This window comes from Glutamicibacter ardleyensis (assembly GCF_014644555.1).
Taxonomy (GTDB): Bacteria; Actinomycetota; Actinomycetes; order Actinomycetales; family Micrococcaceae; genus Glutamicibacter; species Glutamicibacter bergerei.
Map to the genome: position 1 here is coordinate 91,807 of NZ_BMKX01000009.1, position 11,381 is coordinate 103,187.

Annotated in this window: 15 protein-coding genes and 1 pseudogene; 8 read left to right on the forward strand and 8 right to left on the reverse strand. The window is 56.9% G+C overall.

The window, feature by feature from the left end:
* Window positions 1-296: 296 nt before the first annotated feature.
* A pseudogene (locus IEX04_RS19170) lies at window positions 297-815 on the forward strand (GNAT family N-acetyltransferase).
* A 110-nt stretch (window positions 816-925) separates the two neighbouring features.
* On the forward strand, window positions 926-1,297 hold the full coding sequence (locus tag IEX04_RS15310) for a DUF6176 family protein (RefSeq protein ID WP_096255903.1): 372 nt from the start codon (window positions 926-928) through the stop codon (window positions 1,295-1,297).
* An 88-nt stretch (window positions 1,298-1,385) separates the two neighbouring features.
* Here IEX04_RS15310 and IEX04_RS15315 read toward each other — a convergent pair whose 3' ends face one another.
* A complete protein-coding gene (locus IEX04_RS15315; RefSeq protein WP_096255905.1) occupies window positions 1,386-1,667 on the reverse strand; it encodes a cupin domain-containing protein in 282 nt (93 codons plus the stop codon).
* Between the two features lie 28 nt (window positions 1,668-1,695).
* A complete protein-coding gene (locus IEX04_RS15320; protein WP_096255907.1) occupies window positions 1,696-1,923 on the reverse strand; it encodes a hypothetical protein in 228 nt (75 codons plus the stop codon).
* A gap of 106 nt (window positions 1,924-2,029) precedes the next feature.
* On the opposite strand from IEX04_RS15320, the gene IEX04_RS15325 reads away from it, so the two are divergent.
* From IEX04_RS15325 to IEX04_RS15335, 3 genes are read left to right on the forward strand one after another with little or no spacing between them, the layout of a single operon-like run.
* Window positions 2,030-2,581, forward strand: a complete 552-nt coding sequence (locus IEX04_RS15325) for a DUF6512 family protein (protein WP_096256034.1) — start codon at window positions 2,030-2,032, stop codon at window positions 2,579-2,581.
* Window positions 2,582-2,610: 29 nt separating this feature from the next.
* Window positions 2,611-3,150, forward strand: a complete 540-nt coding sequence (locus tag IEX04_RS15330; RefSeq protein ID WP_096255909.1) for a 2'-5' RNA ligase family protein — start codon at window positions 2,611-2,613, stop codon at window positions 3,148-3,150.
* 23 nt (window positions 3,151-3,173) lie between these two features.
* Window positions 3,174-4,019, forward strand: coding sequence for an MBL fold metallo-hydrolase (locus IEX04_RS15335; protein WP_188686924.1), 846 nt, complete (start codon window positions 3,174-3,176; stop codon window positions 4,017-4,019).
* A 124-nt stretch (window positions 4,020-4,143) separates the two neighbouring features.
* On the opposite strand, the gene IEX04_RS15340 is transcribed toward IEX04_RS15335, so the two are convergent.
* Window positions 4,144-5,160 (reverse strand): macrolide 2'-phosphotransferase, encoded by a 1,017-nt coding sequence (locus tag IEX04_RS15340; protein ID WP_229677182.1) that lies wholly within the window; start codon window positions 5,158-5,160, stop codon window positions 4,144-4,146.
* Between the two features lie 41 nt (window positions 5,161-5,201).
* Here IEX04_RS15340 and IEX04_RS15345 point away from each other — a divergent pair, with 41 nt between their 5' ends.
* The gene (locus IEX04_RS15345; protein WP_188686926.1) at window positions 5,202-5,786 is read left to right on the forward strand and encodes a DapH/DapD/GlmU-related protein; all 585 of its coding nucleotides are present in this window, start codon (window positions 5,202-5,204) and stop codon (window positions 5,784-5,786) included.
* 8 nt (window positions 5,787-5,794) lie between these two features.
* Here IEX04_RS15345 and IEX04_RS15350 read toward each other — a convergent pair whose 3' ends face one another.
* On the reverse strand, window positions 5,795-6,373 hold the full coding sequence (locus IEX04_RS15350; protein WP_188686929.1) for a CDP-alcohol phosphatidyltransferase family protein: 579 nt from the start codon (window positions 6,371-6,373) through the stop codon (window positions 5,795-5,797).
* A gap of 131 nt (window positions 6,374-6,504) precedes the next feature.
* Between IEX04_RS15350 and IEX04_RS15355 the strand changes: the two genes are divergently transcribed.
* Window positions 6,505-7,272, forward strand: a complete 768-nt coding sequence (locus IEX04_RS15355) for an isocitrate lyase/PEP mutase family protein (protein WP_188686933.1) — start codon at window positions 6,505-6,507, stop codon at window positions 7,270-7,272.
* Window positions 7,273-7,298: 26 nt separating this feature from the next.
* Here IEX04_RS15355 and IEX04_RS15360 read toward each other — a convergent pair whose 3' ends face one another.
* The 4 genes from IEX04_RS15360 to IEX04_RS15375 all read right to left on the reverse strand — a co-directional run bounded on the left by IEX04_RS15360 (window position 7,299) and on the right by IEX04_RS15375 (window position 10,334).
* Window positions 7,299-7,796 carry a mycothiol transferase gene (locus IEX04_RS15360; protein WP_096255918.1) on the reverse strand — a complete coding sequence of 166 codons (498 nt, stop codon included), beginning with the start codon at window positions 7,794-7,796 and terminating at the stop codon, window positions 7,299-7,301.
* A 45-nt stretch (window positions 7,797-7,841) separates the two neighbouring features.
* Window positions 7,842-8,954, reverse strand: a complete 1,113-nt coding sequence (locus IEX04_RS15365; protein WP_188686935.1) for a DNA alkylation repair protein — start codon at window positions 8,952-8,954, stop codon at window positions 7,842-7,844.
* 105 nt (window positions 8,955-9,059) lie between these two features.
* On the reverse strand, window positions 9,060-9,356 hold the full coding sequence (locus tag IEX04_RS15370) for a Fe-S cluster assembly protein HesB (protein WP_188686937.1): 297 nt from the start codon (window positions 9,354-9,356) through the stop codon (window positions 9,060-9,062).
* Window positions 9,357-9,581: 225 nt separating this feature from the next.
* On the reverse strand, window positions 9,582-10,334 hold the full coding sequence (locus IEX04_RS15375; RefSeq protein WP_188686940.1) for a hypothetical protein: 753 nt from the start codon (window positions 10,332-10,334) through the stop codon (window positions 9,582-9,584).
* 359 nt (window positions 10,335-10,693) lie between these two features.
* On the opposite strand from IEX04_RS15375, the gene IEX04_RS15380 reads away from it, so the two are divergent.
* A complete protein-coding gene (locus IEX04_RS15380) occupies window positions 10,694-11,308 on the forward strand; it encodes an NAD(P)-dependent oxidoreductase (protein WP_188686943.1) in 615 nt (204 codons plus the stop codon).
* Window positions 11,309-11,381: the final 73 nt, after the last annotated feature.

Genomic DNA, 11,381 nt, shown 5'->3' on the forward strand with positions numbered 1-11,381 from the left:
GGGCGCAAGAACGATCTTGAACCCAAGTTGCCTCATCGTTGACTGTGCAGAACTGCATTTATCGGAAGTGAAGGAGAAACTGAGATGAACTGTCATTTTCAGTTGGGGGCCGTATGAATGTCAGCATTTACTACTGAGGCAGGGCTCCGCGCAGGTAGCGGGAACCACCATCGGGACAACGACTAATTCGAAATTCCCCCGTACCCCGGAAGGACTGTAGATGGATCACCCGTGACTGCCCTCGCTGCATGCACGTTTCTCTCGTGCCTCCGGCGTCGATTGATAGGATTCTGAGCATGCGCAGCTCACGAACCATCACACTTCGTTCCCGTTCCGAAGATGACTTCGACGTCTTGTTCCAAATCGCCGACGATTTGACCACGTGGGAGGAACGCAGCGAGGCAACTCCTGCTCCGCTAAATCGAGACACCTACAAGGCCCGGCTGGCGCAGCTTGATGCCGATAATTCAGACAAAAGTGTGCGTTTCATGATTGATGTGGACGGTGCCGCAGTCGGAAGTGTTTCACTCTTCGAATTCGACGATCTAGCCCGCCACGCCGAGGTTGGTATCGCCCTGGTGCCCGAAGCCCGTGGAAAGGGCATCGGGACCGCAGCCATCTAGCAGATCGTCGAGTTCGCCTTCATACGCTGCAACTTGCGCCGCGTCCATCTGCAGGTGATCGAATCCAACACGGGCGCCATTCGTGTGTATGAGAAGGCAGGTTTCGTGATCGAGGGTCGTCAGCGCCAACATGCCTGGGTGCGCGGAAAATACGAGGATATCGTCATCATGGGAATCCTCCGCTCGAAGTAAGACTTCGCGGAGTTGCAGAAGAACGTACTCTTTTGAACCGAACGTCCGCGAGGGGAACCTGCACGGGAGTTGTTTTGAGTTCCTTGACGCGAACCCGGCACTATAGACGAATGAAGATTGAATTAACTCGTTTCCGAGTCCGCGAGAACGCGCAAAGCATCGTCGATGAGTGGATGCAATTCCTGAACTCAAATGCTGCCGCAGTTCGCGAAACGCTTGAGCCTGAGCAGATGTACGTTGAGACGATCTTTTCGGAGACGATCGATGGAGTCGACTACTTGTATTGGTACAGCGTCCAAGGCGAAGACGGTGCTGGTGTTGCGCAATCGGATCATTGGCTTGATGAAAAGCACATACAGTTCTGGCGCGCTTGTATTGACGACACTTTTCCAGCGGAAGATCTCACGCCTCGTATCACGATGATTCCAGAACGCGTTGAAGCAGCCATGAAGCCGCTCACGACCAGTGCGGAGAAGAATTAAGGAGTTCTAGCGTCAGCGCTCAAAGCCTGCTCCCTGTCTCGTGCCCACACCCGTTGAGGGGCAGTGCTAAGGAACGAGAAGCTAGAGCCTAGACATCGAAGTTGAACCGAATGTCTTTGGGCATAATGTGAACCGCACTAAAGTTCGGGGTCCCCACAATTTGATGCACCACATCGGCGGGAACAATGAACGTATCACCGGTGTTGAGGATGTGAACTGCGTCTGGGAAGCTCAGCTCGCAGCTGCCCTCGGTCATTACAAGCGCTGATTCGTGTGAAGCGCTGTGCGTCGGGAACGCGGTGCCGTCGGTACCGATCATCTGCTTGGTGATCAGTACCGAGCCTTCTTTGAGCGGAATACTTTTCTTCATGGATTCATCCTTTGGGGTATGCGCAGTTCTAATTTTGGTGGTGTGCGGTATCGGCGGACTTGAGTGATGCATAAGCAGCGCTATAGGCCTCACAACCATCGGCTGGCACCGCATAGTTCTTAGTGATCGAGCGTAGCTGGTCGAAGCGCTGTGTGCTCGATTCGGTATTGGGTGATTGTGCTAGTTGCGCGGTCAGATTATGGACTCGGGCCAGAATTGGGGTGAGTTGCACGGCGGTGGCGAGTTGATTTTTCATGGTGTTTTCTCCTTTACCGGTTGATCTTGAGATCAGCATACGGAGCAGGCCCGGACAAGTCCTTGACGGGGGTCAACCAGCGTCTGAGTGGCATATGGTTGAGCTCATGGGGATAGATACTCTGATTTGGTTGAACGCAGTCGCGATCCTGCCGTTATCGATCATTGGATCGTTGCTGCATTTCGCTTACGACTGGTCCGGGCATCACCGGGTGGTTGCCGTGTTCGCTGCGGTCAACGAAAGTTATTGGGAACATATCAAGATTGCGTTCTGGCCGGTGTTGTTATGGTTTGTCGCGCTTTTTGCCATGGGTGGATGGCAGATGCCAGGTTTTGTTCCGGCCGCGACCATCGCACTCTATTCGGTGCCGGTCAGCATGATCTCGATCGTTTTTGGGTACAAGGCGATCGCACGGAAAAACATTCTATGGATCGATATCCTCTCGTTTTTCGTAACCGTCGCAGTCGCGCTGCTGATTTTCGCGCTGACCGCCACCGAACTCGCCGCTGGTAGGTGGAGTATCGCCTTGAGCATGGTCTTCCTGATGATCCTTGGTATTGCCTTTGCACGGTTTACGCACCGCCCGCCAGCGGAGCCGGACTTTTTTATCGACCCACTTAATAAGCGATATGGTTTGGAAGCCCACCCGGATAACTAGCGCAGTGCGTGCAGAAAAAGTAGTCGTGAATGAGGACCTCGCCCGATAACATCTTGTTGCGCTTGCCAGAGGCCCAAGAACAACAAATTCGCGAGGTGTTTGTAGCATTGGAAGCGCGTGGGTTTCCTGCACAACAACAGACTCCGCATATCACCATCACCTCTTCCCCGGCCATGGCTGAAGAGGCGGTGCACTGTGCTGCACGGTTACTTCCCAGCCTGATTCCGGCACGCCTAGAGCGTGTAGGCACGGTAATTTTTGGGACGAAGCGCAAACAAACCGTCGCTTGGTTACTCGAAACCTCCGCTGAATTGGAAGCTGCGGCGCGCGAGATTAGTGCGCTGAACCCGGATGGTCGAGGGCACAGATGGACTCCACACCTGACCATGGGCCTGCGCTTGCCACGCGAGATCCTGCCCGAGTATATTCGCGCATTAGATGAGCTGACCCCAGCGTCGCTCAAGGAGCTCACCGCTATTCGCGCCGCATTGTGGAAGCCGCGAAGTCAAGAACTCACAGTGCTCGCCGACGCGAGTAGCTACCAAGAGGCGAAATTACCCAAGGATTAATAGTTGTTGACCTAAGGAAGCAGATGACCGATAGAACGTGGACACAGGTTGGCGACGGGGTATACCAGCGTAGGTATGATCCACTGGATGTTTCGGTGGGTCTGGTCATTGGGCCGTGCGGGGCGACGGTGATTGATACGCGCAATAACCCTGCCGAGGCACAAGAGATCATGAACGACGTGGCACAGCAGTTTGCGGTGCCGATTGTCGCGGTAATCAATACTCACGCGCACTATGATCACAGCTTCGGCAACCAGCTGTTCGCTCACGCGGGTATCCCCATTTACGGTCACCATCTGATTGCACAGCATTTTGAAAACTTTGAGCGGCCCCGCTTGCTAAGGCTCCAGCTGGATCCTGAATCAGAACCGGATAAAAGCTGGGCCGAGGTGGTACTGACACCGCCAAGTGTGCCAATTGCTAAACCAGCCACGGTTGACCTCGGAGGCCGGGAGCTGAAGCTGATTCCATTGGACCCCGGGCATACGCAGAGCGACTTAGCGATATTCATTCCTGACGCGGGAATCTGGTTCCTTGGCGACATTATCGAGGAGTCAGGCCCGCCGATGTTCGGGTCTGGATCTTTTCCGTTGGGCTGGCCTAAGGTCTTACGCTCCCTACTGAAATTGATCGACCCACAGCACGTGCTGATTCCCGGGCACGGGCAAGCGGTGGACCGCGCGTTTGTGAGCGGGCAGTTGGCTAGGTTCGAAGAGTTGGCGCAAACTTTGCGAACTGCGCATGCCGCTTCGGTAGCCGTGGATAAGATCCAATATTCTGCGCAGTTGCTTGCGTTGTGGCCAGTTGAATTCCTCCGCGAAGCCGCGGTGGATGGATATGCGCAGCTTCCGGAGCACGGCGCATCGTAAAGTACCGCGCGGTGCTTCTGGGGCGTAAATGGTGGCTTATCGTGCGGAAGCCTGGTGAAGGCGACCGGAACTTTGAGCCCTGCTGCCCCGGTGTGACAACGCGACGTTCTAGGCCCGAAGCGGCCTAGGGATTGAGTTGAGCAGCTGCAGCTTTGAGATGCTCCGCATTTCCGGTCTGCAATGCGAAAAGGCCATAATCAACGGCGGCGGTACTGAAAAGCTCGACACAGTGCTCGGCTATGAGCGGGCCGACCACACCGCCTTGAGCGACGTATCGGTCCACGGTGGCATTAAACGCTGTTGCAGAAACACTGGCGTGGTGGAAGACAAAATCTCGGGCCGGGTCGCCGATGGCCGCGGTGGTCCAATCAAGGATGCTGTCGATGCGCTCGCCGGTCATCAGCTGGTGCGCGGGATAAATTTCTCCATGCGTCAGTGTGGTGTGCTCGGGCCAATACCGGTCATCGGCTAACCATCGGCTCCAACGCTCCTGTAGCTCTGCGGACACCTCAAATTCCTTCACGACCCGGGTGATGTCCTCGCGTTTTTGTTGGCGCACGGAACTGGGAGTGAAAACTTCAATGCCGCTGTCGATGACCTCCGTTGGATCCACCGCATGTAATTGGGCAAGAAAATCTGCCAGTGAATGCGCATACTCGCGGGATTCGAGCGCAAAATGCCACTGCGGTTGGCCCTCCTCGGTAAGCGTGAGACCTGGTTCTCCCGGCAAAAGCGGGTAGGCGATCAACGTGTCGCTATGGATTTTCCAGTCGGGAATTGCCACGTCCAGGTGCGGGGCAAGCCGCCGAAGCAATCTGCCTTCTATGGCGGCACGTTCGGTCACGTCGGGCCGACGTGGAATTCGCAGCACCCAAGAATCGCCGGTATTTGTGGTGCCGATGGCGACTTGGAAATCCAAGCCAAGCTCGTTGATGGTGAGACTGTGCGGATCCAGTTCTAGCCCATGCTTTTCAGCCAGTGCGCAGATCTCATCAATCGCAGAATCTTCCATGATTCTAGCTTTGCCGGTTGCACCCGAAAAGTACAGAGCCAAGCCAGATGAGCCGAGCATACCGCCGGTGCCTGATCGGGGGTGGCCTACCGCAGCGCCGTCCGGGACTCCTCCGATGGAAGTCGACACGTTCCAAGAGTTTCATTCGGCAGTGGGTTTAAGGTGAAGATATGACACATATTGCTGGACTGACAGAACTACTAGCCACGCTCAATGCAGGTGAAGTGATTCCCGGCGGATCCGCGCACCACGAGGCAATGCACGCGACGAGCCAGGAAGCCTTGCGGATCACCGCACAGCTCAACGGTAGCTACCAGAGCCCCGAACAAGTCCGCGCGTTACTGAGCGAACTGACCGGAACAAAGGTGCCCGATTCGATGCAACTCTTCCCGCCCTTTAGCGCGGACTTCGGCAAAAACATCAGCTTTGGTCCAGAGGTCTTCATCAACAGTGGGTGCCGTTTCCAAGACCAGGGCGGCATTAGCATCGGTGCGGGCTCACTGATCGGACACAACGCGGTGATCACCACCTTGAACCATGACATGGTGCCTAGCCGCCGCGCCGACATGCACCCGGCCAATGTAGTGATTGGCAAAGGTGTCTGGTTCGGTGCGAACGTGACAGTGCTTCCGGGGATCAGCATCGGTGATGGGGCCGTGGTGGGTGCCGGCGCAGTAGTCACCAAGGACGTTGCCCCAAATACGGTGGTGGTCGGCGTGCCCGCAAAGCAGGTCGCGACGGTTCCACTGGACTAATCCGGTAGTTAGCCGGCAGGCTGGCGAAGTATTTTTGCCGTATGAGCCATGAGGCGCAGGTATCTGGCGCCCACAAAAAGGTGCAGTATCGCGCCGATGCCAAGGATGTAGAGACCCGGGGTGAATAGCCAGAACAGTTCCTCGATGCGCCCAAAAGCCACAGCGGCTAAACCCAACATCATAATTGCAGTGCGAATCTTCCCCAGCTTGCTTGACTCGGGTGGGGCGGAGAGCCGCAAGGCGAAGTAGGTGCACAACAAGAACAGATCGGTGACGAAGATGGCCAAGCCGATCCACAAAGGAACTAAGCCGCCAAAGACTAAACACACGGCAATCGCGACGATCCCGAGCCTGTCGGCAATCGGGTCAAGCAGGACACCGACGTGGGAAACCTGGTTAAACTTTCGTGCGATGAACCCATCGATCCAGTCGCTGAGCCCAAACGCGAGCAATAAGAAAGCGGTGGCTACCGGCGCGGAATCGGTCAGGAGGTAGTAGCAGATCGGCACGACCAGCAGGAATCTGAGCACCGTGATGGCGTTGGGTATGGTGGCCCAATCGTGCTTGTCTGCGGCCGGGCTAGTCATCACGCTCTCCTTATCTCCTATGTTGAACGATGTCGCACCTTTGCTTCGATATCAAGAGGCAAAGGCAGATCCGACAAAAATAACCCGCTGGTAGGCTGAGCGTGTTCCCTAAAAAGTCCGAGGAGGACTCCGTGGTTGATGTTAAAGCCGTAGCTCAGAAGCTCGCCGATTTGCACGAATCAAACAGCACCTTGGTGCTCCCGACCGTCTGGGATACCTGGAGTGCGAAGATTGCCGCCGAGGCAGGATTTGAAGCGCTCACCATCGGCAGCCACCCCGTGGCCGACGCTACCGGTAGCAGCGACGGCGAGCAGATGGATTTTAAAGAGTATTTGCGCACCTGCCAACGAGTTGTAGATTCCGTCACGCTGCCGGTCAGCGTCGACGTGGAGTCGGGTTATGGGTTGGCTCCCGGAGAATTGATCGGGCGTTTGCTGGATGCCGGAGCCGCCGGCGCAAATATCGAAGACGTGGTGCACTCCGAGGGTAAACGCGTTCGTGATCGCCAAGAACACGCCGACTACATCGCCGCGGCCAGAGCCGAAGCCGATGCGGCAGGCGTGGCATTTGTGATCAACGGCCGTACCGACGCGGTGAAGCTTGGCACCGAGGTATTTGCCGACCCGCTGGCTGAGGCCGTAGCCCGCGTCAAACTCATGGAGCAGGCCGGCGCACGGTCGGTCTACCCGGTGGGGCTCAGCTCCGCCGAACAGATCCGCGAGCTGGTGGCCGCCGTGCAGATCCCGGTTAATGTCACCGCGCACCCGGTGAAGGGTCATGCCGCCGGAGACCTGGCGCAACTGCGTTCACTGGGCGTGCGTCGGGTGAGCTTTGGCCCGCTATGGCAAATGTGGTTGGCCGAAACTTCAGCCACACAACTGGCGCAGTGGAGCAAATAACTCTTTGAACGCACGCGCCAGGTCGTTTACGCCGTGAGTATGCCGGCGGCGTAGGCGGCCTGAGCGACGTGCGCGATGGCGTCGTCGATAATCGAGATCAGACGGACCCCACGAGTGACCGCAGGATCCCAGCTGCGGTCGATCACCTCGTCTAGTTGCGTGGGCGTTAAGGTGCTCGCATAGTCGCCGAGCGCGGTGAGCGTGGCTTCCAAGTATTCCAGCAGTAGCGCCTGATCGTTGACCTTGATGCGCGCTGCTTCTGCGGAGCTATGACCATAACCAACGCTGGCACCTAGCTCGCCGAGATCAAACCTTTCGGCATATTCGTCCCAGAGCTGCGCCTGGCCGGTGAGCGGAGCCAACTGCGCGTCAACTTCCCGCGAGCTGTGCCAGAGTAACCACGCAATTGAATTGGGGTGCCCGGCCGGGTGGGCATTGAGCTGTTCGGCGGTGAGCTGTGGCAGATTTTGGGCCGAGCTGATTGGCAGGCGGGCGAGTGTGCTGAAAATTTCTGGTGTATCCATACTTCTTATTGTGCTCTGAGATTCTCGCGCTGTCAGTTTTCGGTATTACAGCTCGGTGGCTGGCAACAGATCAAAACCGGCAGCTTCGGTAGGAACTCCGTTGATCTGCAGGGCTATTGAATGAGCTCCGGGGTAATAACGGCGTGTGGTAATCGGCCGGAAAGAATGTGTTCGCGCAATGTCGAGTTGTTCGCCCGGTGCCAGCGTGCGGGTGGTGAGTTTAAAAACCTTGGGTTTTGTCGCCCCGTTGGCCTTTTGATGGTTGACGATGTAGTCGATGGCCAGCTGCGCCGACTCTCTCCCGGTATTTTTTATGCTGGCTGCAAATTCGATAGATGAACTCCACGCAATTTGTTCCCTGGCTACGGACGGACCGGTGATATCTAGCGTGGCGGGCACAAAACCTAGTACTGCCAACGCGTCGGGGTTTCCGCGCTTAAGCAACGTGCGAAGCCCGTGCTTGACTACCCCGAGCGTGGTATCGGACGGATTTTCTAACCAGCGCTGCGCCGTGTGGATGACCAACGAGGCTGATTCACGGCTCAGATCATTCAGGTGGTTAGCTACCGAACGACGCACATATTCACTTTCGTCCCGGTACAGCGCATCAAGAATGGGAATTGTCATTGCTGGGGCCGCGGTCAGCTGCGGTACGCGGACAGCCCACGGTAAATATGGACGGGTGCCTTCGCTAGCTAATCGGCGTACGTGCTCGTCAGGGGACTGCGTCCACCGGTGGGCGAAGGACAGCGCGCGTTCCAGATCGTGGTTTAGCAACAGTCGAATCGCGAATTCTGCGGTGAGTTTTCGGGTGAGCATGGCGAGCATTGTCATCGCGTCATCAAATGCTTCCGCGGTATTTTCTTGTACCGCTCTGCTTGCCAGCGCGCTAGTCACCGGCCAAATCATCCAGCCGGTGAACGTTTCGCTGTGCTCACTGGCCCGACGAATGGCCGCCGCCAGTTGTGCGTAGTCATCAGGAAAATCTGCCAAGAGCGCGTCACGCAACGCATCGGAGCGTTCGCGCAGGCTCAGCGGTACAAATGTCGTGGAGACTGCTGGGAGGTGCTCCAGGGAGCGGTCCGAAACGACTGCTTGCATCTGGATGGAGAGTTGTTCGGCAACATCGGGGCCGATGAGTTGATCAGCGAAAGGCATAAGGCCATTCTGGTCCTTAGTCGCTGAAAATCCGAATGCTTAAAATCGTCGAGGGCCACCAAAAATGGTGGCCCTCGACGGAAGCCTAAAGGTGTCTACCCGCTACTAAGCGCGAGGCAGAATTTGGAAGCTGACAGCTCCCTCTTCGTTGACAGCTGCGTCTAGCACCTTGTCGTCGAGCTCATCGGTGACCAGCTCATCGAGGTATACCGGGCTGCCTTCGCCACGGACTACCAGGTCGGCTGCTTCTGGTTCTGCAACAATCTGCACCGCAAATGCGGCCTCATCCGGTGCGCCTGCACCCTCGGCCTGGTGGATGCGTAGTCCAGCATTTTCTGCCTCGGACTGGTTGGTGACAATCGCGGTAACGATCGTATCTGCCTGATCGGTCAGTGTGAGCACGGTGGCTCTCCTTCCGGTTGCGAACATGCCAAGGTCAGGGCATGTGGTTGCCACGATTCCAAAAAAAATAAATGATCGCAACCTCGCGTAACATGCACGAAATACGCTTCCGGTTAGTTTTCCCTCTCAGGTACGCTCCGCCCTCAATGCCCGACGCAAGGTCTTTCGAGCTGGGAAAATCATGGAGAAGTCGCAGAATTTCGGGCAGAAGCGAGGCAGTTGTCCTCAGGCTGTTCGCTTGACGATGCCCCGAGCGACGAAGAAGAGAATGCATAGTTGGACGACGAAGATCAGGGCACCGGAAAGCACATCGTCCCAGCCCATGGCCAAACCAGACTGCAGGGTGCCGATGCCACTGGCGACCGGGTAGAACAGTGGCCAAAGAATGGCCAGATTTCTCACGAAGGCAAAAACGATCGAAAAAACCAGCGCAAACATGCCGAAGCTCAAAGCGACCGGAAGCGGGACAGATCCCACATGCTGTAGCGCAAAACCGACACTGGTGAGGAAAATTGCAGGAAGCCACCCAAAAGCTCGTTCCCACCGAAGGTAGAGCCAGCCAAAAACGAAGAGCGGCTCCCAGAAAACCAAGAAATTTGCTAACAGGTGGGGGAGTAACTGGACCTGAAGCTCAGAGGCGGTCACGATGAGCTGGTACGCGGAACCAGCACCTAGCACCGCCGCGATGATCAGTGAAGTCACTAAGAACCTGCGAGTGAACCCAAGTCCTTCCCAGCCTTCCCCACGAAGACGCAACACGGTCAGGGCAGGAATCAGCGTGCCAACCAAGAGGATCCCCAGCACCAAAAACCAACTGCCCAACGCGCTGCCGGCAAAATAGCATCCCCAAAACGCGAGGAGAGTGCCCAAAGCGATAAGAGTGTCTCGGCCTGGATCCCATGCGATGATTCGTCGTCGTGTGCGGTGGGTTGCGCGAGGTGCTTTTGCGCCGGGTGCTGGGGATATAGAACTCGACATGCTCGTTTCCTCAGGAAAGGGTGAGCTGGCGTTTCGGATACCAAGCCCAGCTCGGTGGTTCCACCCTAAATCTCTTCCTGCCCCTTGGCTAGGTCAACGCGTGATGCTTCTAGCGCCCGCCCTGGATGACACAGCGCGATCCGCGGATCGTGCCGGCCAGCGGAGTCGCTTCCAATCCCGCGGTAAAGACTTCCCTGAAATCGACGAGGCAGGACATGAGGGACTGCCAGAAGGTATTGCTGTTCTGGACGACGTTGCTGACCTGAACTTATCGGACTGCCTGCGAGCACCGAGCTCGAGGCACCGACGATAAACTGTGTACGTAGCAAGTTCACGTTCAGCTGGGGAAAGAGATTTTTGTGAAGATTACCGTGGTGGGTGGTTCCAAGGGGACCGGGGCGCAGTTCGCGAAGCTGGCACATCAGGCTGGGCATGCGGTGACTGTGCTTTCACGCAGTGGTCAAGCCCCGTCCGGAGTGCGTGCGCTCGCCGGTGATGCAACAGATGCGCAGGTGGTGCGCGATGCCGTGGCCGGCGCCGACGCGGTGGTTCTCACCGTCGGTGCCGCGAAAAAGGTACCCCATCAGCGGGCATTGATCACGCAAACGGTCATTGCTGCGATGCACGATGCGGGGGTGCGGCGACTGGTGGTGCAGTCCTCGCTGGGAGCTGGGAATTCCGGTTCACAGATGCCAGGTTTTTTGCGCTTTGCCATGCTGTTGATGCTCGCTAAGCCGCTGGCCGATCATAATACGCAGGAAAACTACGTCAGCTCATCGGGTCTGGACTGGACAATTGTTCGCCCGACCGGACTGACGAATAAGGAAGCTACTGGCAGCTGGAAGGCGCTGACGGTGTCGGACGCAGGGATGCTTGGCGGTACCATCACGCGCTCGGATCTGGCTGCGTTTCTGCTGCACACGCTGGATGATAAGTCGAGTATTGGGCAGACCATCGGAATCAGCAACGGCTAGGCCGCGGGGAAGACGAGACTACACCTCTGGCTGAGCCTGGTTCTGCCCGAGCCGTATTTCAGCTTGCCGGTAG